This window comes from Shewanella sp. TB7-MNA-CIBAN-0143, from assembly GCF_040310065.1.
Taxonomy (GTDB): Bacteria; Pseudomonadota; Gammaproteobacteria; order Enterobacterales; family Shewanellaceae; genus Shewanella.
In genome coordinates this window covers 60,973-81,365 of sequence record NZ_JBEOPL010000022.1, presented here as the reverse complement: position 1 = coordinate 81,365, position 20,393 = coordinate 60,973, and the positions used below count along the sequence as shown (strand labels likewise).

At 43.0% G+C, this 20,393-nt stretch carries 19 protein-coding genes; 8 read left to right on the top strand and 11 right to left on the bottom strand.

The annotated features are described in order from the left end of the window. Positions 1-40 precede the first annotated feature (40 nt). From dapF to AAEY97_RS17050, 4 genes are all read left to right on the top strand, one after another. Complete coding sequence (dapF, locus tag AAEY97_RS17065; RefSeq protein ID WP_351000289.1) at positions 41-868, top strand: diaminopimelate epimerase; 828 nt, start codon at positions 41-43, stop codon at positions 866-868. 110 nt (positions 869-978) lie between these two features. Continuing rightward, on the top strand, positions 979-1,605 hold the full coding sequence (locus AAEY97_RS17060) for a DUF484 family protein (protein ID WP_351000306.1): 627 nt from the start codon (positions 979-981) through the stop codon (positions 1,603-1,605). Between the two features lie 135 nt (positions 1,606-1,740). Beyond that, positions 1,741-2,640: a tyrosine recombinase XerC gene (gene xerC, locus AAEY97_RS17055; protein WP_351000286.1), complete on the top strand. Its 900-nt coding sequence runs from the start codon at positions 1,741-1,743 to the stop codon at positions 2,638-2,640. After that, complete coding sequence (locus tag AAEY97_RS17050) at positions 2,640-3,380, top strand: HAD-IA family hydrolase (protein ID WP_182744822.1); 741 nt, start codon at positions 2,640-2,642, stop codon at positions 3,378-3,380. The genes xerC and AAEY97_RS17050 overlap by 1 nt, the downstream gene beginning before the upstream one ends. On the opposite strand, the gene AAEY97_RS17045 is transcribed toward AAEY97_RS17050, so the two are convergent. The 6 genes from AAEY97_RS17045 to AAEY97_RS17020 all read right to left on the bottom strand — a co-directional run bounded on the left by AAEY97_RS17045 (position 3,360) and on the right by AAEY97_RS17020 (position 7,550). Next, positions 3,360-3,875, bottom strand: a complete 516-nt coding sequence (locus AAEY97_RS17045) for an AlbA family DNA-binding domain-containing protein (protein WP_351000283.1) — start codon at positions 3,873-3,875, stop codon at positions 3,360-3,362. The genes AAEY97_RS17050 and AAEY97_RS17045 overlap by 21 nt on opposite strands. 120 nt (positions 3,876-3,995) lie before the next feature. Then, positions 3,996-4,508, bottom strand: a complete 513-nt coding sequence (locus AAEY97_RS17040; RefSeq protein ID WP_502959470.1) for a hemerythrin domain-containing protein — start codon at positions 4,506-4,508, stop codon at positions 3,996-3,998. Positions 4,509-4,623: 115 nt separating this feature from the next. Further along, entirely contained in the window at positions 4,624-5,907 is a 1,284-nt protein-coding gene (locus AAEY97_RS17035) for a Kelch repeat-containing protein (RefSeq protein WP_351000280.1), read from the bottom strand. 53 nt (positions 5,908-5,960) lie between these two features. Then, positions 5,961-6,284, bottom strand: a complete 324-nt coding sequence (locus AAEY97_RS17030) for a CC0125/CC1285 family lipoprotein (RefSeq protein ID WP_351000277.1) — start codon at positions 6,282-6,284, stop codon at positions 5,961-5,963. Between the two features lie 34 nt (positions 6,285-6,318). Further along, positions 6,319-7,065: an anti-sigma factor family protein gene (locus tag AAEY97_RS17025; protein ID WP_351000274.1), complete on the bottom strand. Its 747-nt coding sequence runs from the start codon at positions 7,063-7,065 to the stop codon at positions 6,319-6,321. Continuing rightward, positions 7,062-7,550, bottom strand: coding sequence for an RNA polymerase sigma factor (locus tag AAEY97_RS17020; RefSeq protein WP_351000271.1), 489 nt, complete (start codon positions 7,548-7,550; stop codon positions 7,062-7,064). Before AAEY97_RS17020 ends, AAEY97_RS17025 begins: the two co-directional genes overlap by 4 nt. 135 nt (positions 7,551-7,685) lie before the next feature. On the opposite strand from AAEY97_RS17020, the gene AAEY97_RS17015 reads away from it, so the two are divergent. Continuing rightward, on the top strand, positions 7,686-9,119 hold the full coding sequence (locus tag AAEY97_RS17015; RefSeq protein WP_351000269.1) for a S8 family serine peptidase: 1,434 nt from the start codon (positions 7,686-7,688) through the stop codon (positions 9,117-9,119). On the opposite strand, the gene AAEY97_RS17010 is transcribed toward AAEY97_RS17015, so the two are convergent. Together AAEY97_RS17010 and AAEY97_RS17005 are read right to left on the bottom strand one after the other, a co-directional pair. After that, positions 9,116-10,021, bottom strand: coding sequence for a surface lipoprotein assembly modifier (locus AAEY97_RS17010; RefSeq protein WP_351000266.1), 906 nt, complete (start codon positions 10,019-10,021; stop codon positions 9,116-9,118). The two genes, AAEY97_RS17015 and AAEY97_RS17010, sit on opposite strands and share 4 nt — an antisense overlap. Before the next feature lie 58 nt (positions 10,022-10,079). Further along, the gene (locus AAEY97_RS17005) at positions 10,080-10,970 is read right to left on the bottom strand and encodes a hypothetical protein (protein ID WP_182744819.1); all 891 of its coding nucleotides are present in this window, start codon (positions 10,968-10,970) and stop codon (positions 10,080-10,082) included. Positions 10,971-11,469: 499 nt separating this feature from the next. Between AAEY97_RS17005 and AAEY97_RS17000 the strand changes: the two genes are divergently transcribed. Beyond that, the gene (locus tag AAEY97_RS17000) at positions 11,470-14,466 is read left to right on the top strand and encodes a UvrD-helicase domain-containing protein (RefSeq protein ID WP_351000261.1); all 2,997 of its coding nucleotides are present in this window, start codon (positions 11,470-11,472) and stop codon (positions 14,464-14,466) included. Positions 14,467-14,608: 142 nt separating this feature from the next. Here AAEY97_RS17000 and fis read toward each other — a convergent pair whose 3' ends face one another. The 3 genes from fis to prmA all read right to left on the bottom strand — a co-directional run bounded on the left by fis (position 14,609) and on the right by prmA (position 17,079). Beyond that, the gene (gene fis, locus AAEY97_RS16995) at positions 14,609-14,914 is read right to left on the bottom strand and encodes a DNA-binding transcriptional regulator Fis (RefSeq protein WP_011635942.1); all 306 of its coding nucleotides are present in this window, start codon (positions 14,912-14,914) and stop codon (positions 14,609-14,611) included. Between the two features lie 23 nt (positions 14,915-14,937). Next, positions 14,938-15,900, bottom strand: coding sequence for a tRNA dihydrouridine synthase DusB (gene dusB, locus AAEY97_RS16990; RefSeq protein WP_011635943.1), 963 nt, complete (start codon positions 15,898-15,900; stop codon positions 14,938-14,940). A gap of 297 nt (positions 15,901-16,197) precedes the next feature. Further along, positions 16,198-17,079 carry a 50S ribosomal protein L11 methyltransferase gene (prmA, locus tag AAEY97_RS16985; protein ID WP_162022207.1) on the bottom strand — a complete coding sequence of 294 codons (882 nt, stop codon included), beginning with the start codon at positions 17,077-17,079 and terminating at the stop codon, positions 16,198-16,200. Between the two features lie 559 nt (positions 17,080-17,638). Between prmA and AAEY97_RS16980 the strand changes: the two genes are divergently transcribed. Both AAEY97_RS16980 and AAEY97_RS16975 read left to right on the top strand, forming a co-directional pair. After that, a complete protein-coding gene (locus AAEY97_RS16980; protein WP_351000258.1) occupies positions 17,639-18,382 on the top strand; it encodes a fumarate reductase cytochrome b subunit in 744 nt (247 codons plus the stop codon). 9 nt (positions 18,383-18,391) lie between these two features. Further along, the gene (locus tag AAEY97_RS16975) at positions 18,392-20,392 is read left to right on the top strand and encodes a fumarate reductase flavoprotein subunit (RefSeq protein WP_351000255.1); all 2,001 of its coding nucleotides are present in this window, start codon (positions 18,392-18,394) and stop codon (positions 20,390-20,392) included. Position 20,393 lies beyond the last annotated feature (1 nt).

Here is a 20,393-nt window from a genome sequence, read left to right as displayed (position 1 = left end):
GCAGTAAGCTAGCGGCATAACGTTTTATAAGGAAACTTTTGTGATCCATTTCACTAAGATGCACGGACTGGGTAATGACTTTATGGTCGTTGATGGCGTAACACAAAATGTGTTTTTTTCGCCTGAACAAATTCGCCGTCTTGCCGATCGGAATTTTGGGATTGGTTTTGATCAACTTTTGTTGGTTGAGCCGCCTTATGATCCAGATTTAGATTTCCATTATCGTATTTTTAATGCCGATGGCAGTGAAGTTGAACAGTGTGGCAATGGTGCTCGCTGTTTTGCTCGTTTTGTTCGCAATAAAGGTTTAACGCAAAAGAATAAAATTCGCGTGAGCACTAATTCGGGTAAAATAACTTTACGCATTGAGCGCGATGGTAACGTGACCGTTAATATGGGCGTTCCCGTTATCGAGCCAAGCCAAATTCCATTTAAAGCTAAAAAAAGCGAAAAAACCTATTTATTGCAAACGCCGATGCAAACTTATTTATGCGGTGCCATTTCAATGGGTAATCCACATTGTGTGATTGAAGTGGAAGACGTACAAGCCGTTAACGTAGATGAAATTGGCAGTAGCTTGACTCGTCATGAGCGCTTTCCTAAAGGCGTGAATGTTGGCTTTATGCAAGTGATTAATCCTGGGCACATTAAGTTACGTGTGTATGAGCGCGGCGCCGCAGAAACCTTAGCATGCGGTACAGGTGCATGTGCCGCGGCAGCGGTTGGGCAATTGCAAGATAAGCTCGATCAACAGGTGAGAGTCGATTTACCAGGTGGTAGCTTAATCATAAATTGGGAAGGCGAGGGTAAGCCGTTATGGATGACCGGACCGGCAGAACATGTATATGATGGACAAATACAACTATGAGTGACATTACCTCAAAAGCCAGTGTGACTAATGTGGCCGCTGACAATACGGTTAGCAGCGAACAAGCAAAAGATATTAATTCAATTGGACAAGATCTTGGCATCGACATGATGGCTAGCCTACAACAAGCTCCGTTTGATGAAATGTTGATCCGCGAATACTTATTGGATAATCCTGACTTTTTTAATCGTTATCCTGAGTTATTAGTGGCCATGCGTATACCGCATGCGGAACGTGGCGCGGTATCATTAGTTGAACGTCGACAAGAATTGTTGCGTCAACGTGTTAGCCAGCTAGAAGAAGAAATTACCTCGTTAATGAATATCGCCACTCATAATGAGAGAATATTCAAATATAATACTGAGTTGTCGTTTAAAATGCTTGCGAGCCAAGATTTGGGTGAGCTGCGTTTAGTGTTGTCAGAAGGATTAAAAAACGAGTTTGGCTTTAGTCATGTCAGGTTAATTACTGTGCACGATATCGACAGCGAATTAGCTAAAATTTGGCGTCATCGGGTTCAAAGTGGTTATTATTTTGGCCGGTTAACTCAATCAGAATCTAAACGTTTGTTTGGTAGTGAAGTTGGTTCTGTGGCATTAACTAAATTATCTGATGAAAATGGCCAAGTGATATTTGCTATAGCCAGTAAAGACCCAACGCATTTCCATCCTGATATGGACTCATTGTTATTCAGTCAGTTGCGTCGTTTATTAGATCATATGTTGCCGAAAATGTAATCGTTAAGCTAAGAGTATTGTTGAGAATACACGGATTACGTCAATCGTTTGTAACTGTTTTAAACGAGTATTCTTGAGCGATGAAATAGGCTCAAATGACGACGGTCTTAGTCGTTACAATCTGGGAGTATCTTGATGAAGCCAACTGACTGGCAAGCGATATTTAGCCAACATTTGTCTTCAGAAAGACAGCTCTCTGCTTATACCGTACGCAACTATCTGTTTGAATTACGTCGTGTCGAAGACATGTTAGCTGAATCAATTCAGCTGATTGACGTTAGCCGTGATCAGCTGCAAGCAGTACTGGCTACATTACACCGTAAAGGGCTGAGTCCCCGTTCATTATCTTTGTGTTTATCTGCCTTAAAACAATTTTTTGATTTTTTGCTGCGCGAAGATGCTGTCACCGTAAACCCGGCACAGACGTTAAGCGCACCTAAACAAAATAAACCCTTACCGAAAAATATGGATGTGGATGCTGTCAGCCATTTATTGTCCATAGAAGGTGATGATCCTTTGAGCTTGCGTGATAAAGCCATTATGGAATTATTTTATTCAAGTGGCTTACGTTTAGCGGAGTTAGCCAGCTTAGATTGCGTTGACATTAAGTTTGATCAAAGCGAAGTTAAAGTGATGGGTAAGGGCAGTAAACAGCGTGTTGTGCCCATTGGCCAAGTGGCATTAACCGCGATCAAAACGTGGTTGGATTGCCGTAACCAGTTACCTTGTGCAGAAGCTGGTGATGCGTTATTTGTTAGCAGCCAAGGTAAACGATTGTCACATCGCAGTATTCAAGCGCGTATGGCTAAGTGGGGCCAAGAACAGGCCATGGCGGTAAAAGTTCACCCACATAAGTTGCGTCATTCGTTTGCAACCCATATGCTTGAATCAAGCCAAGATTTACGTGCAGTACAAGAATTACTTGGTCATGCGAACTTATCGACTACACAAATTTACACCAGTTTAGATTTTCAACACCTTGCTAAAGTGTACGATAACGCGCATCCAAGAGCGAAAAAAGACAGGGGGAAATAATGACTTTGCAATTGCCTAAAGCTTCGATGATCCAATATCAGCGCCTACAACCTTTTAGCGCGATTAGTTTTGATTTAGACGATACACTTTACAATAATCTTCCTTATGTAATACATGCCAGTGAGCAGCTGTTCTCGTTAATTAATCAAGCCTATCCTGCCACCACTGCATGGGATACCGCTCAATGGCAGCAACTCAAACATGCACTGTTCAAACTACATCCAGAGTTAGCTCATGATACCAGTGCAGCACGCTATGCCATGTTGCACCAAGGTCTTTTGCACTTTGGTTATAGTGAGACTGAAGCCAGCCAAGGTGCACAAGATGGCATGACATGCTTTCATCATCATCGCAGTGATTTTACTATTGATGATAACGTGCTGGGATTACTAGAACGTCTAAGCCAACGGTACCCACTAATCGGCATCACTAATGGTAATGTCGACACCCAGCGCATTGGGTTAGGTAAGGTGATGCAGTTTGTGCTACATCCTGGCCATGGGGTTAAAATGAAACCTGCCGCCGACATGTTTAGCCTTGCTTGTCGTCAATTAGATATTAAGCCGTCGGCGTTATTGCATGTGGGCGATCATCCGTTGTCTGACATTGCTGGAGCTAAAATGGCGGGGTGTCAAAGTGTGTGGCTAAACCCCTGTATGCAGCAACGGCATAAAAAGGCGCAACCGGTATTACCGCATATCGAGATTAACCAATTGGATTTACTGCTTCAGTTGCTTTAGCTTGAGATCGATTCCGGCTTTTAGGCTCATTTGTTCAACTTGCTCACGGCTAGCATGCATATCGGCATCGCCAACTCGAAAATAGGTGCCACTGTAAGGATCGGTGCCAACATAGATGGGCCTGAGTTTTACATCCACGCAGGGCACATGAATTCTGATCAGCTTTTTAGCTATAATTTCGATTATTTGTACGTCGGTAGGCGCTAAAATATTGTGACTGATTTTTTTCGGGTCATGTAAAATGGCCCAAATTTCACTGAGCATTGGCATCGGATTAATAATGCCCTCAATCGTAAACTCACCTTGTTGTTCTTTTACCCCTAAAATAATTTCCCCGCCTAAGGTGTTAGCAAAAGCACTATAGCTTTCCCACATGCCTTCGGGCAACATTCCATTACCATCTCTTCCACCTGCTAACTTAAATTCAACTTGGGCAGATTCATGTAAGTTTGCTATGTCGTCTAGGGCAAAGGTTGGGTAATGATGAGGTGACATTTAGGCTCCATATTGAAGTACGGTAAACTCATTATGTACTGTATGAAGTTTCGCAAAAAAAAGGAAGCAAATCCGTAAGGATGATCTCGAAATTGCTTCAAAATGGGGAACCTAGGAGGATTATAGTGCTAAAGCTTTTGGGAATAATAAAGTGTTTTCAATCTCTATATGGATTTGCAAATCGGCATCAAATTCAGCCAAGGTGTGATAACACGCTTGCCACGTATGGCAAACACCTGCAGGTGGCGTGTAGTTATTGGTTAAGTTTCGAATGGTTTGCAACATGTGGTCTGCGTTATCGTGTTCATGCAACATCATGTTGATAGGATTACTAATATGACCAAAGCATCCATCAACAGTTTTGCCTAAGCTGAGCGATTTAATCGCCGGAAATAAAATGCGTTCTTCTTTCATTAAGTGCGGCATTAATTCGGCAATTAACTCATTAACCGCATGCGCCAGAGGCTTTATTTCGCTGTGATCATCACCGTGTGCGCGAACCATTTTATCTGTGTATTCCACTAATAATGGGGCGGTTTCACGAATGTATTGATGATGAGTCGCTTCAATATGATCTATCAAATCAATTAATGATAAGTGCTGTAATGCGGGTGCTGCTTGTTCGGTTAACATGGCAATTCCAAAGGTGCACATAATTTACATGTATTTTATGTGCATCTTTAACAATGCTCAATTTATTCACCACTAATCTGTTAGCTAACTCACACATTAATCGAAAATTGATACGTTATTGAGTACAAGACTCGCCTTGCGCCAAAGTGCTTAGCAGTACTTTTGAACTGACTTTTTGTTGCTGTAGCATACCGCCGACTCTTAATAAGCTATCTTGCCAACACACTAACCCACGGTGATCCATGCTTGGCTGCGATAGTGTCTGCGGTGCGAGCCACTGCTTGGTAGCCAAGTCGAATCGATAACCATAGGAGTTTGGTTCGCTAGGTTCACCGTTATAACCAATACCTGAATAGTTATACGGATTATCACTTCCGCCTAAAAATACAATTTGGCCACCAGTTGCTGTTTTAATCCCGGTAGCAGCCATGCGGTAATGAGCCGTAGCAGTTGCAGCTGTGTTTGATTTGGCAGTGTTTGCTATTGCTTGGTTTACGTTTGATTCAGTTATTGTAGATTTACTTGCGTTGATATTAGCCGCGACAGAGTAATGCGGCAGTAATTGCCAATCAATTCGCAAATGGTTATCTGGATTGACCTCACCATACAAACACACGGGTGATGCTTGGTAACTGCGGCGCGCGTTGATATTAGCTTGTACTTTTACGCCGTCGCATAACACCAGCTGACTACCTACCATTCCTACTGCTTGACCAAATACAGCCGGTGCTGGTATTGGGCTCGCTTGAGCCCAAGTGTTGGTCTGGGTGTCATACACTTGGACTAAATTGACGTTGCCGTCGTTGTGCCAGCCGCCAAATAAATAGATGTAACGCTGTTGATATGCTACTGCAGTGGTGTCATCAACAGCCACTGGCATGTCGGCAATACGAGTATATTGATTGGTCTTAATCGAGTATTGGTAATTATCAATTGTGCTAATTTCGTCATGATTGTCGGCCACGGTATAACCGCCAAACACATACGCCTTATCGTTAATGCCAATCGCAATCGATGCCAGCCTGCCCGCTAAAGGCGCAACATGAGGTACCGGCTTAATAGTTTGCCATTGGGCATTAGGGGTGTTTAAACTTAGTGCCCATGCCTTGTTATGTACAGCTTGATAATCTTTAGCTTTACCTAGCCCCATAAAGCTCAACAAGTAAGTGTGTTTATCGCTTTGCACCAACGCTATTGCGTTGTTGGTTACCGCTTGTGGCAATGGTGTTATATCGGTTGCTGCTGCATAAGCTGGTCTAGCAACAACTATTAATCCTATCAATGATCCTGCTAACCTACCCAATGTTGAGTTAATCATAGCGATATTGTGGTTAGTCGATTTTGGTCGTTTAACGGAGATACGAATGCGCAAAGAGAGTTGCTCGATTAGGCGAGACATTGTGTGTAAAATCCTTTATGTGCTTTATGGATAGCAATAGAGTGTAAACCAATTTATGGTTTTACTCCTGTGCCCATGCGTATTTCGATGACCTTTTCAACGCGCGATGGCGTGGTTATTAGCCCGCTTTGTTCGACAAGAATAAACCAATCGTAACCTTGTTGCTCAGTTAACATTGATGCTTGTGTTAATGCGTAAGCATCGATATTGGTTTTATTTTTACTGATAATATTGAGCATAAAATAATTGTCAGTTATTTTATGCTCAATATAGCGATAGCCATCTGCTTGAGTATATTTGACTCTAGGTGTTGTATTTACACAACCGCCCACTAGCGTAACGAGTAATACCGCGACAATGGCGCCAAGTTTATACATGTCCATAACCTTTTAGGTAAAAATTCATAGCGAATTAGTCTGTTAACTTGCTAAGTATTTGCTGTTCTTGTGCTGTTGTTAATGGCGCGCCAACCATAATATTGTCGAGTAAGCTATCAAGTGCAGAACCGCCGCTAGCCGTTTGGTATTCAGCTTGCTGATCTTGGCTAATAGTATATTCAATATTAGCGACTTGTTGCCATTGCCTCTGCTGCTGACAGGCAATATTTTCGCTACGCAGGCTTAGGTCTTGCAAACCATACTGGCGACAAAAATCTCCCTGTTGATTATAAAAACTGAGTTGAATAGACATGATGCTGTCATCATCTAACAATGCAATAACACCGCTTGGCAAATGCGTTAGTTGTTCTGTTATGGTTGGGTCTATGCCTGCCGTTGTGGTATTGGTCTGTAGTGGCGTGTCTAGTTGATACACGCCATAACCCGCTATTAGCGCGATAACAGCAACTGCTGCAGCATATTGTTGCACCTGTTGCTGTGCTTGGCGCCACCAAGGAAAGGCTACAATGTTACTCTCTGTAGCGCTAGGCTCTTCAAACGGTGCACTAGGCGTTTCAAGTAGTGTGCTAATGGATTTTGGAACGGGCTGTTGGTCAATGGCTTGATAGAATGTTTGTATCATAGGATCAACCATTGCCAGTTCTGCTAAACGTTCGGCAACCGCTTCATTATCGGCAATCGCTTGCCTGACTTGCTCCATGTCTTGCTCTGGTAGTTCTGCATCTAAAAAGGCTGATAAGGTTTCATCGCTGAGGTTCATGCCATGCTCCCGTTAGGTTGTTTAAAAAAGCTGACCATGTTGGATCGAGCTCTTGCTAGGCGGCTCATGATTGTTCCTGTTGGAATGGCGAGTATCTCAGCCGCTTCGCTGTAGCTCATGCCTTGTACAGCAATTAACGATAATACTTCACGCTGATCATCAGACAAATTGTTCATCGCGCTATTCACCTCACCTAAGGTGATATCGTTAATGATGTCCGCTTCACCGTCGGTGTAATTTTCTGCCTGCAGTTCTGGTTTACTGGTGGCTAAGGTGCGTACTTTTTGTGAGCGATAATCATCAATCCATTGATTTCGACATATCTTAAAGGCCCATTTAGCTAACAGAACATCTTCCGGTGGCGGCGATTTAAGTATCCGTAATAAGGTATTTTGCACCAAGTCATCGGCATCATGCATTGAGCTCGTTAATGAGTAGGCAAAGCGTCTTAATGCTGGTAGTAGTAGGATTAATTCGGGTTTCATATTTAGGGTATGCTCCTCTTTACCCTGATAACGGTTCAATGGGCAAAGTTATTCCAACATGGAGGGAATTTTTTTTGTTGTCAGACGTTTTTATCTTACACACTATTAGCGCAGGTAGATAAATCAATGAGAACAATGACAGCATATTCACTCGCATTACTGAGTTTAACCCTCATACCTTTAGTGTCTTACGGGCAATTATTGTCTGTGCCAGCACTTCCTGCTGCAGTGATAGATAAACTCGATCAAAGCGTAAGCCGAAGCGCCGAGCGCTTACAAGCACTGAAGCAACAACGTTTGCTGGAGCAGCAATTACAGCAAACATTAGCGCTAAAGGCGACATTGTTAGACCCCTTATTACAGTTGCCTGCTGTAGTGCCTGTGCTAAATAGCGCAGGTCAGCCTGTATGGAACGATATTGAAGTTGAACATGGTTTACGCGCCGTTGAGCGTGAATGGCTACTGTTAATATCCATAGCACAATGGCAACAGCTGTTAACGACGACTCCTGAGCTGGAAATGTATGTGCAAAGCCGCACTGAACTGGCAATGTTAGGCTTACAGTTGGTTAAAATACAAGTACCGATCGAGCTTGATAGCGTTGATGCATTACGCAATACCTTACCTACACTACTGGCACCTTATTTAAGCCGAAATTATATATACCAGTCGCAAGCGGCTAATCAAGCAAGCACAGTTACGGATGCGCTGGCGAGTACTGAAACGGCTATCCAAGCAGACAGAGCGACAACGGATCAGATAACGGCAGTGCAGCAAGTGGTTTCAAGTGAAACGACAGCGATGTGCGATAGACCGATAAGATTAGGCATGATAGATACCGCGATTGTGCCCCAGCATAAAGCGCTGCATATAGCCGAAGATCGCTTAGTATTGATCCAACAAAATTTTCTTACTGATGACATCCCATCTTCATATAGTCACGGAACCGCAGTGGCAGGCGTATTAGCGGGTAACAATGATCAACTTAAGCCGTTGTTACCGTCATTAACCTTATACAGCGCAGGAGCCTTTTATGCCCAAAATGCGTATCAACAAGGGGCTACACTCGACAGTATCTTGCAGGCGTTAAATTGGTTAGTAGGTCAACAGGTGCGGGTGATCAATATGAGTTTGACTGGACCAGATAATCCAATATTACATGAAGTTGTATCTCGTTTAGCTGAAACAAAGACCATTTTAGTGGCTGCAGCAGGTAACGGTGGGCCAGCCGCTAAGCCATTATATCCAGCTGCATATTCAGACGTTATTGCCGTCACTGCGGTAGATAAACAGCTGGGATTATATCGTTGGGCTAATCAGGGGGATTACATTGATTTTGCGGCGCAAGGAGTAAAGGTGTTGACTACCCGAGCAGATGGAAGCGTGGGTATTGAAAGTGGCACTTCAATGGCCACGCCCGTTGTATCGGCCAAAGTGGCCTGTATGCTGGCTGCAACACCAGAGCTGCTATTGGAGCAGGTGTTGCTGCAATTACAGCAGCAGGTGATTGATTTAGGCGCACCAGGTAAAGATCCACAATTTGGTTATGGGGTAGTAACACGCCCTTAAAAACTGGCTTGTAACATCAGTCCTGCTCGTGTTTCATCATAATCTGCACTGGTCAAGATTGACTGATAGTAACCATATTCAACGGATGTCAGCAGCGCAAAAGTGGAATTAATATTTAACTCCCACTTAGCATCAATGTGTTGATGTATATCGTTACGTTTATTATCGTTAATGGCCAAAGCATAATCTCTTTGAGTTAATTTCATTCCTAGTTGAATTTTTTGTACAACGTGCCATAAATCAAATTGATTAGACAAGCGGATATTCATACTTTTAGCGCGATAGCTAAAGGCTTTATCAAGTGTATCTTCATCCTCATAAGTTGCGCTTAATGAGATAAAGCGTTGGCCCTGTTGAAAAAACCAAAATGAATCGATATTAGCACTTTTATTGCTAGCATCACGCGATTCAAACTGAGCAAAATCTTTGTCGGCATACACTACGCTGGGACGAATAAACCAGCTGTCGCTAAGATTATGCATGGCATACACGCTAAATTGGTTGAGCGCTAAAAAATCGCTGCCATCTAAATCAGCTTGAGCCAGATAGACACTGCTGCCCAGTGTTAGATTATCAAAGGCATAGCTCGCATCGATAAAAGCCAGCTGTAAGCGACTGCCATAAGCACTGGCATTTCGATAGCGTTTGTCATTAATACTATAGCCACTGTCTAGGCGGACATTGTCGCTAACTTGCCAAGCTGCATTGATTTCTCCCTCTAAAACCGTCGCCGTATCCGACTCACCACTGGCTTGTTCAAGTTCACTGATGTTGACGTTAGACTGGTATTCCATACCTGCTTTTAGCTTACCGTTAACGGATAGGGTTTCTGCCGCTACTCCCATATGAGCGCAAGCCAGCAGAAATAATGTACAGGTAACGCGAGAGTGTAAAGTCATCATAAGGACTCCTAACAATAAAGATAGGCCGGCAGTATTGCCGGCATATGGAGTATTCGACTTAAAGACCGCTTGATAAGCGAATGGTATTTTGAATGGTGTTAGTGACTTCTGCATTCACTGTTTGGCTCACCGCTTGCGTCACTTGTTCGCGAGTGTTCTGCTGCATGAGTTCACTTGCACTTGCCTGTAACTGTTGTTGCACTGCGCTGGTTGCTGCGGCATTGATGGCCGATGATGTTGTCCCAGAAACTGCCGCGCTTACTGAATCAGATACTGCTGTGCTAGTGGCAAACAGTGTATCGGCACTCATACGTGATTGAATCTCTTCTGCGGCGGTGTTCGCACCAAGTTGTGCTGCGTTTACTGTCGCTGCTGCGGTGTTGAGTGATGTCTCTGCTTGATTAACCGATAACTCTGTTGCTGCAGATAATCCGGCAGAACCAGATGCTATTACTTGAGTTGACACCAATTGCGCAGCCGTCGAGGCGTTATTAATCAGGCTATTAGCTATGCCAGCACCAACAGTTGTGGTGTTGGCTAATTGGTTATTAGCAAGTGTTGTTGCTGAGTCAGCGTTGGTGATTGATGTATCAAGTGCTGACGTTACCGTAGTGAGCATTTCTGTTGTGGGTATGGTTATCGCAACTTGGTTGTCAGTTGTGGCTGCCATTTCAGTTGATGAAGTTTGCGTGGAGTCACCCGAGCCGCCTGACTCTGCTTCATTTGAAGCCGTTTGATCTGAGGCGGTGTTGGTCGGCTCGCGTGAGGCAATTGTTGGCTCATTATTGCTTTGTGTTTCAGCGTTAGCATTTGGGCTATTCTGTTGGTTTTGGCTTAATTGAACATCAGCTTGGGCTGATACGGTTGTCGATGCTGACATTTCGGCACTTATTACCATGGTTGAGAAACAAGCCAGAGCAATAATCGTTGGTTTAAGTAATGTTTTCATTTTTAATTCCCTCGTAATGTCGTGATTGACACTGTGATAACGAGGCGGTCGTCGATTCTATTCCATTTATTTTTTCTTAATTGGCATTATTGTCTTGCACGGTGAATATAAAATTAATAAGTGATTGTTTAATATTGTTATTTTATTTTTATCTTTATTGATGTAAAAAGACTAAATGATGCTTAGATAGACATCTCTACTGAAATATAACCATCGTTTAGCGTTGTTGCTTGAAAATAAATAGTGGTTTTGTCGCCCGCTGGGATTCGTCGGCAGAACTAGCGATTGAGCCGCGGACAAATGTCATGCTCAGTATGTTAAATGCTGTGTATATGTTTACTTTTATGGTTAATGTAAATCAATTATCATTGGTGTCAGCGCGAAAGCCCATTGAGTCATTCACACACCCAGTATTATCCGTAATGAATGCTTAATTACGATATAGTTATCTTAAATATAAGCCGGTTACCCCTGAAACCATTGAGTCGTAGGTTTTACTTTGTCATTAGAAAATTCAGTTAACTTTATCCCTCATAGTTGGTTTGGGCATTTGTATCAGCGTGACGTAAATGCGATCAAATTGACGCAAGAGGGTATGACTTTTATGCCTAGCCAAGGCCGATTTTTAGCAAGATTTCGGCATACCAATAAACCGCTTATTATGGGGCAATTATCATGGCAGCAATTAGATCATCCGCCACTATTTAGCGCCAGTTTACTCGGTAACTTACTGAGTTTTAGGGCCGCTGGTGCTCATTATCAAATTCCATTTTTAAGTTATTTGGCTAAATCTCATTTTAAGCAACAGGTCGAAATACTCTGGGCCTTATCTCATCAAAAATCGCTGTGCGATTTGATATTACGAGTTGAAAAAGCCATATCAAGCCGGTATTTACGCCAGTCATTACTAGAAAAAATGCGCGCTAGAATCGAGCGTGAGTATTTTCGCTGGTTTCCCTGGAGTGAAGGGGTCGAGTTACCCGCCAATATACGTACCGCATTAATTCAACTACACGGTTTTTACCACTGGAATAAAGCTGATATAGATCGCCTACGTGAAGGCTATATTCAATCGCAGTTACTCGCATTTGCAGACTTTTTTGATCATGTGGAGTCACAGCCATTAACCGATAAGCAGCGCCGAGCATGTATTATCGATGATGATAATAATCTACTGCTCGCGGGCGCTGGCACGGGGAAAACCAGTGTAATGGTAGGCCGTGCAGGCTATTTACTAAATAGTGGCCAAGCTAAAGCTAATGACATTCTATTACTGGCTTATGGCAAAAAAGCCGCCATGGAAATGGATCTGCGAATTAAACACAAACTGGGCAGTGATGATATTAAGGCCAGTACTTTTCACAGTTTAGGCCTGAAAATTATTGCCGATGTTGAAGGTGTGAAACCTAGCTTATCAGCGTGGGTAAATGATGAACCCGCCAAAGACAAATGGGTGCACGATAGATTAGAAGTTTTGATTGAAAATGAATCTTATCGTAAACAACTTTTTGACTATTTCAGTCGTTATTATTACGTTGAAAAAAGCCCATTCGAATTTTCAATACAAGGTGAGTATTTTGAATATTTAAATGATAATGACATTCGCTCATTGAAAGGTGAGAGGGTCAAAAGTTTTGGTGAGTTGCATATCGCCAATTGGTTGTTTACCAATGGCATTGAATATCAATATGAAGCCAAGTATGAATTTGATGTCAGCACGGTTGATTTTCGCCAGTATCAAGCTGATTTTTATCTACCTGAATATGAGGTTTATATTGAATATTATGGCATTGATGAAGCCAATAATACGGCTCCTTATATCGATCAAGCAGCCTATTTAGCATCAATGGAATGGAAACGACTGTTACATCATCAGCGCCAAACCAACTGCATCGAATTATTTTATTATCAGCACAAGAAAAATCAGTTAATCAACAAGCTTGAGCAAGCTTTAACGGTATTTAAAGTTAACTACTCACCTTTACCCGATGACGCGATATTGGCAACTCTTTATGAGCTTGGGCGAGTGACTGAGCTGGCAAAATTGTTTAGTCAGCTCATTGGCTTATACAAAGCAGCTTGTATTGACGAGGCTGGGCTGGAAAAGGTATTTGCCAATGCTGCTGATGCGGCCCAAACGCGTAAAGCATTTGAATTACTCGAACCCATTTTACAGCAGTACCAACAGTACTTATCAGCTCACGGTGATATCGACTTTGAGGACATGATAGCCAAAGCGCTCGCATACCTGCAAAGTGGTCAATATGTCAGCCCATGGCGATATATCATGGTCGATGAGTTTCAAGATATTTCAGAACCCAGAGCACGTTTAGTGCGAGCCTTGCGAGATTCGCGCACGAAAAAAGGTAACAGCGATACTTCATTATTTTGTGTTGGCGACGATTGGCAGGCTATTTATCGCTTTAGTGGTGCAGATGTCCGTTTAACGACTCAATTTAAACGTTATTTTGGCCATGCCAGCGAAACGCATTTGGATCTTACTTTTAGATTTAATAACCGTATCGGCGAAGTGGCTAGCGCTTTTGTGAGTAAAAATCCGCATCAACTCAACAAAGATATCCATTCATTGGTACAAGTTGCCAAGCCTGCAGTATCAATACTTCGTCGTGGTACCAATGAGGGCGCAACTAAAGATGAGCCGAGTAACAACGCATTAGAGCAAGCCTTAAATGCTCTGTCCGTCCGTGTTACTCAAGCTGTTGATAAGCTTAAAGCTAAACCGACAGTATACTTACTGGCACGTTTCTGGTTTCAGTTGCCAGATAAAGACATGTTGCGTCAGTTAACGGCTAAATACCCGATGTTCGTGATTGAGTGTTTATCGTTTCATGCTTCCAAAGGTAAAGAGGCCGACTATGTGGTGATTATGGGAATGACCCAAGGCATACATGGATTTCCGTCGAAAAAAATAACGCCACCTTTACTTGATGCGTTTTTACCTAAAGCTGAAAATTTTGAGTTTGCAGAAGAACGGCGTTTATTTTATGTCGCGCTAACTCGTGCAAAGCACCGAGTTTACGTTATCGCCGATATGACCAATGTAAGCCCATTTATTGTGGAACTGATCCAGCAAGACTATGCCGTTGAACAACAAGAATTTAGTACGTCTTTAGTGCAATCCTTGTTCGAACAAATTAACTGTGTCCGATGTACCACTGGGATATTAAAACCACGAGTGGGCAAGTTCACATCATTCTTTTCTTGCTCACTCTTTCCATTATGCGATCACAAAGAAGCAGGCTGTGACGAATGCGGCAGTCCGATGACACGTAAACGTTTTATCGGTTTCAAGGTATGTCTCAATGACAGTTGTAGCCATATGGCGCCGATATGTAACGTCTGTGGCGGTGATATGAACTTAAGAGAAAGTGCTAGAGGTGCTTTTTGGGGCTGTAAAAATTATCGAGGTAACCGCGTGCCTAGTTGTAGCAATACCATTGATAAAGCCAAAATCTCTCCGCAACAGGTGCAGTAGTTATTAGAAATGGATGACTGTTTCTACTCGTATATAACACTTGCTGATAAGTGATGTGTTACTACGAGCGTAACGGATAAAACAAAACGGGCTTATCATTGCTGATAAGCCCGTTTCATTACAATCACTTAGACGCTAGGTCTTAGTTCATGCCGTATTTCTTTAATTTCTTACGTAAAGTACCACGGTTGATACCTAACATATTAGCAGCGCGCGTTTGGTTGCCACGAGTGTGTTGCATGATGATGTCTAGTAAAGGTGCTTCAACTTCGCACAATACCATTTCATATACTTCAGAAGCTTCCTGACCGTCTAACTGAGAGAAGAAGTTAGTCACGGCACGTTTTACTGCGTCACGTAATAACTGCGGCTTGATAGTGCCGTTTGCTGTTTCGATTTTGCCTACGGTAAGCTGGTGAACTTCTGTGTTAGTTGTCTGATCAAACATTCTATTCTGCTCTTTATTAAATTCTAAACTAATTCATCAAAATAACATTCTACGAGGGAATGTTGCTGGGCAGCGGTTTCAAGCCGATTGAAGTCAGCACGAAATTGGCGCTGTTCCTCATGGTTTAGGTACCACCCGACATGCTTTCTAGCAAATCGGACACCTTTGTATTCGCCATATAAGTCATAAAGTTTCTTAAGGTGTTCAAGCATCACACTGCGTTGCTCTTCTGCCTTAATTGGCGCTAACTTTTTACCTGTTTCCAGATAATGTAGGATTTCTTTAAAAATCCAAGGCCGTCCTTGTGCACCTCTTCCAATCATCAGGGCATCGGCGCCAGTGTAGTCAAGTACAAACTTGGCTTTTTCTGGTGTGTCGATGTCCCCGTTAGCGACAACAGGAATTGAGACATTCTGTTTAATTGCTTTTATGGTGTCGTACTCGGCAAAGCCTTTGTACATGCATTGTCTGGTTCGGCCGTGAACGGCGAGCGAGACAATGCCACAATCTTCAGCAATTTGGGCTATTTCAACACCATTACGATGTTCAGGCTCCCAACCCGTGCGTATCTTTAACGTTACTGGTACGTCTACTGCAGCAACCACGGCTTGTAAAATCTCTTTTACTAAGCTGGGGCTTTGCATTAACGCAGAACCAGCAAATTTTTTATTCACTTTCTTTGCTGGACAGCCCATATTGATATCAATGATGTGCGCACCTTGTTCAACGTTGAACTTAGCGGCATTGGCCATTAAATCAGGATCTGCACCTGCTATTTGTACGGAGCGTATTCCTTCTTCACCAGAATGCATCATGCGCTGGCGGCTTTTGTCGCTGTCCCAAACGTCGGGATTCGATGAAAGCATTTCTGATACGGCTAAAGCTGCGCCATAGCGTAAACAGAGATTTCGGAAGGCCTGATCGGTGACACCTGCCATTGGTGCCACAATCAGCTGATTAGACAGTTGATACGGGCCAATTTGCATTTCGGACTTCACCTTGCTCTCCAAAGGGGCGCTATAGTAGCCCTTTTTTACGGCCGTGAAAAGGTCAATAAATGACCTAAATGCAACTTTTTTGCTTGACTTTTATTAGCCGTCACATCTTTGACTAATAATTGGCGTTTTTCGGCCATTTTTGAGCACTGGTGCGTGTTGCAGAGAGACGTTTTCATATATACCAGTGTCAATTATTGATGTTAACAACCTGTAAACGAGAATTTACGCACGCAATCCGCTCATAATATAGCCCATAATTGAGTGCGTTTTAGGCTTGTGGGCAGGCTACTTACGTATTCCTGTTAAGCGACTCCAGTCTTCTTTGTTACATACTGGATCCATGATGAACCATTGGCTGTAGAAGTCGGATACTTCTTGTGCTTGTTCTTGCAATAAACCCGATAGCGCCAGTTTGCCACCAATTTTGACTTTTTCAGCTATCAGCGGCGCTAGCTCTTTTAACGGACCGGCAAGAATATTGGCGACTAATACGTCTGCTTGTAAGTTGGCTGGTTGATCTTCTGGTAAATATAGGGCCAATTTATCCACTACGTCGTTACGTTCAGCATTGGCTTTTGAAGCGTCAATAGCCTGATAGTCAATATCAACACCTGTTACTTTCTTGGCGCCGAGTTTGATTGCGGCAATAGCCAAAATACCCGATCCACAACCAAAATCGATGACTTCTTGGTTTGATAAATCTAGGCTGTCTAACCATTCTAAACATAAGGCGGTGGTAGGGTGAGTACCTGTACCAAAGGCTAAACCTGGATCGAGAATGACGTTAACCGCAGTCGGATCAGGAATTTCACGCCAGCTAGGGCAAATCCATAAACGTGTACCAAATTGGATTGGGTGAAAGCTGTCCATCCATTCGCGGATCCAGTCTTTATCTTCGACTTGTTCAATTTTATGATTAAAGCCTTTGCCTAAAAATGGCATCGATTCTAAAAATTCGATTGTGGGTGCTAAGTTAGTACCTGCATCAAACAATGCAATCATTACGGTATCTTGCCACAGCGGTGTTTCACCTAACTTAGGTTCGAAAATAGGCTCGTCTTGGCCATCTTCGTAGGTGATGGAAAGTGAACCGTGATCCATTAATAAGTCGCCAAGCAAGTCGGCGTTATCGCGATGAGTGTGAATGCGTAATTGGATCCAAGCCATGGGATTTTCCTAACTGTGGTAAAAGTAATATCAAATTGGCGCTTATTATACCCAAGTTATTTTAAGATGCTCGTTTAGGTGAGAGTTTATTGGTTGTTTGCTAGATGAAGATGGACCATTTTCGGTCGCGGTCACGTTTATATTAAAAATCGCGCAGGATATTGCTGATGATTAGAAAACAGGTAAGTTAGTCCCGAAACTTACTGAATGTGTTGGTGAGTCAGTTGCGTTAAATTTGATCTGTCCTGGTCGCGAAAATATCACTCAGGTCATGTTGCTATTACGCGATAAGTTACGTCAATATTGCCCGTAATTATTAGCGTAACGACACCTTTTTAGATACACGTTAGATTGTTTTATCTACCGAATACTCGTTTCGATATTTAGTTAACTATCAGTATTGTTTAAGTTTTTATTTGCTAGTTTGTGTGACACGCTTCTAACTCCCGCTTAATAATAGGTGAACACTATCACGGTTTGATCATTGTTCATTGCCGCTATTCAAAAACTCTTGATATGGTCAATACTTGTTATTGTGCTTAACAGGATATGATGCTTTATGGCTGCGAATTCTTTGCAAACGAAAGTCGACAGTGCGGTAAATACCGACAAAGGTTTTGCTCACCCTCTTTGGGCTGCTCGAGCGGATAAACTACAAAGTTTGTCCGGTGTAATACTGGGACTTTTTCTAGTGATGCATTTGCATTTTGAGTCGAGTATTTTGTTTGGCAAAGAAGCCTTCTACCAAGTAGCGCAGTTTCTAGAAGGCGGCATATTCAGTGAAACTGGCCATGGTTACCCGCTGGTAACTCAAATTTTTTCCTGCTTTATGTTATTGATTGTGCTGATCCATGCGGTATTTGCATTACGGCGTTTTCCGACTCAATTAGGCCAATGGCGCGCCTTACGAAATCAAATGCGTTTTTTACCTCATGAAGATACCAAAATCTGGTTTTGGCAAATGATCACTGGTTTTTTATTGTTCTTCCTCGTGCCAACGCACTTATTCACCATGATAACCAATCCTGAAATAGGCCCACATCTTTCGGCCGAGCGTGTGTACCACCTCAATGCTTGGGTTTTATATATCCTGCTATTACCTGTTGTAGCAGTGCATGGCGTATTTGGTTTATATCGAGTAGTGGTGAAATGGGGCTTGGTTGAGCAACGCTTTGCCATGCTCAAATTTGCTAAGGTGCTGTTAGCGTATTTAATGGTGCTAGGAGTAGCGAGTTTGCTGACTTATATTTTTATTGGCCGTTCTTTGGCGTTACCTGTGGTGCCATATGTGTCGATGTTATAAGGAATTAAAATGAAAATTATTTATACCGACACCTTGGTAGTAGGCGCTGGACTGGCAGGGTTAAGAGTCGCGATAGCCTCAAAAGAACGTGGCCTCGATACCTTGGTGTTATCGCTTGTTCCTGCTAAAAGATCGCACTCTGTCGCTGCCCAAGGTGGCATGCAAGCCAGTTTAGCCAATACCATAAAAGGTGAAGGTGATGATGAAGACATCCATTTTCAAGATACGGTAAAAGGTTCCGATTGGGGCTGCGATCAAGATGTTGCTCGAATGTTTGCTCACTGTGCACCCAAAGCGGTAAGAGAGTTAGCTCAGTGGGGCGTTCCTTGGACTCGAGTGACTAAAGGCGATAGACAAGTTATTGTTAATGCGGAAAAAGTGACTATCACTGAAGCAGAAGCTGCTCATGGACTCATTAACGCGCGTGATTTTGGTGGTACCAAAAAGTGGCGTACTTGCTATACCGCAGACGGTGCAGGTCATTCTTTATTGTATGCCGTCGATAATAAGGCTATTTCGTTAGGCATTCCAGTGCATGAACGGATGGAAGCATTATCGCTTATTCATGATGGTGAACGTTGCCACGGTGTCATCGCTCGTTGCTTAATTACGGGTGAATTACGCGCTTACATCGCTAAATCTACCACTATTGCCACAGGTGGCTATGGGCGGATTTATGCGGTGTCGACCAATGCCATTATTTGTGAGGGGATTGGTCAAGCATTGGCGCTAGACACTGGCGTCGCGACGCTGGGCAATATGGAAGCGGTACAGTTTCATCCTACGGCTATTGTTCCTGTGGGTATTTTAACGACGGAAGGTTGCCGTGGTGATGGTGGTGTGCTGCGTGATAAAGACGGTTACCGCTTTATGCCCGACTATGAACCAGAGAAAAAAGAACTGGCTTCGCGAGATGTTGTGTCTCGTAGAATGACTGAGCATATGCGCAAAGGAAAAGGCGTAAATAGCCCTTATGGGCCGCATTTATGGCTGGATATTACCTTATTAGGTCAAAAGCACATTGATACCAATTTGCGTGAAGTTAAAGAGATTTGTGAGAACTTTTTAGGTATTGATCCGGTTAAAGATTGGATCCCTGTTCGGCCTACACAACATTATTCTATGGGCGGTATTCGTACTAAAGCCAATGGCGAAAGTCCACAATTATCAGGGTTGTTTAGTGTTGGGGAAGCTGCTTGTTGGGATATGCATGGCTTTAATCGACTCGGTGGCAACTCCCTAGCAGAAACTGTGGTTGGCGGAATGATTATCGGTAAGTATGTTGCTGACTTTGGTGAGCAAAATAGTTTGGTCGTTGATACCGATTTAATCGCCCAGTTTGGTAAGCAGTTACAAACAGAAGTTGATCAGCTTATTGAGGGCGAAGGAACAGAAGATCCATTTAAACTTAAAGCTGCAATGCAAAAAATTATGATGGATTACGTCGGTATTTTCCGCAATGGGCCTGAACTTGAACTGGCTGTTAACCAATTAACCGAATTACTTGAACGTTCAAAAAACCTCGGGTTAAAGTGCAAAAAATGTCACGCTAACCCTGAGCTTGTTGAAGCGTTACGCGTCAAACGGATGTTGAAAGTGGCTGTGACCGTTGCATGCGGGGCGCTTGCTCGTACCGAAAGTCGGGGCGCGCATTCTCGTGAAGATTTTCCACAGCGTAATGACCAAGACTGGTTGAATCGTACATTAACCCGTTGGCCAGATGCTAATAGTTTACGACCAGAAATGAGTTATGAAGCCCTTGATGTGATGCGAATGGAATTACCGCCTGGTTATCGAGGTTATGGTGTTGATAATGCGATTGCTCATCCTGATACCCAAAAACGTCAGCAACAGGTTGAAGCTATTTTAGCTGAACTCGGTGACGATGCAGATAGGTATGCCAAGCAAGCGGCATTAATGCCTTATGAGTTACCTGAAGAATATCAACCACGTAATCAGCGCTTCACTGATACTGTAGCCAAAACCAATGCTGAGTCTGGAGAAAAGTAAT

Excerpts from the sequence above, each read along its gene's own strand:
- AAEY97_RS17060 (WP_351000306.1), top strand. The coding sequence starts at position 979 with ATGGCTAGCCTACAACAAGCTCCGTTTGATGAAATGTTGATCCGCGAA.
- xerC (WP_351000286.1), top strand. The coding sequence starts at position 1,741 with ATGAAGCCAACTGACTGGCAAGCGATATTTAGCCAACATTTGTCTTCA.
- AAEY97_RS17050 (WP_182744822.1), top strand. The coding sequence starts at position 2,640 with ATGACTTTGCAATTGCCTAAAGCTTCGATGATCCAATATCAGCGCCTA.
- AAEY97_RS17045 (WP_351000283.1), bottom strand. The coding sequence starts at position 3,875 with ATGTCACCTCATCATTACCCAACCTTTGCCCTAGACGACATAGCAAAC.
- AAEY97_RS17040 (WP_502959470.1), bottom strand. The coding sequence starts at position 4,508 with ATGTTAACCGAACAAGCAGCACCCGCATTACAGCACTTATCATTAATT.
- AAEY97_RS17035 (WP_351000280.1), bottom strand. The coding sequence starts at position 5,907 with ATGTCTCGCCTAATCGAGCAACTCTCTTTGCGCATTCGTATCTCCGTT.
- AAEY97_RS17030 (WP_351000277.1), bottom strand. The coding sequence starts at position 6,284 with ATGTATAAACTTGGCGCCATTGTCGCGGTATTACTCGTTACGCTAGTG.
- AAEY97_RS17025 (WP_351000274.1), bottom strand. The coding sequence starts at position 7,065 with ATGAACCTCAGCGATGAAACCTTATCAGCCTTTTTAGATGCAGAACTA.
- AAEY97_RS17020 (WP_351000271.1), bottom strand. The coding sequence starts at position 7,550 with ATGAAACCCGAATTAATCCTACTACTACCAGCATTAAGACGCTTTGCC.
- AAEY97_RS17015 (WP_351000269.1), top strand. The coding sequence starts at position 7,686 with ATGACAGCATATTCACTCGCATTACTGAGTTTAACCCTCATACCTTTA.
- AAEY97_RS17010 (WP_351000266.1), bottom strand. The coding sequence starts at position 10,021 with ATGATGACTTTACACTCTCGCGTTACCTGTACATTATTTCTGCTGGCT.
- AAEY97_RS17005 (WP_182744819.1), bottom strand. The coding sequence starts at position 10,970 with ATGAAAACATTACTTAAACCAACGATTATTGCTCTGGCTTGTTTCTCA.
- fis (WP_011635942.1), bottom strand. The coding sequence starts at position 14,914 with ATGTTTGATCAGACAACTAACACAGAAGTTCACCAGCTTACCGTAGGC.
- dusB (WP_011635943.1), bottom strand. The coding sequence starts at position 15,900 with ATGCAAATTGGCCCGTATCAACTGTCTAATCAGCTGATTGTGGCACCA.
- prmA (WP_162022207.1), bottom strand. The coding sequence starts at position 17,079 with ATGGCTTGGATCCAATTACGCATTCACACTCATCGCGATAACGCCGAC.
- AAEY97_RS16980 (WP_351000258.1), top strand. The coding sequence starts at position 17,639 with ATGGCTGCGAATTCTTTGCAAACGAAAGTCGACAGTGCGGTAAATACC.
- AAEY97_RS16975 (WP_351000255.1), top strand. The coding sequence starts at position 18,392 with ATGAAAATTATTTATACCGACACCTTGGTAGTAGGCGCTGGACTGGCA.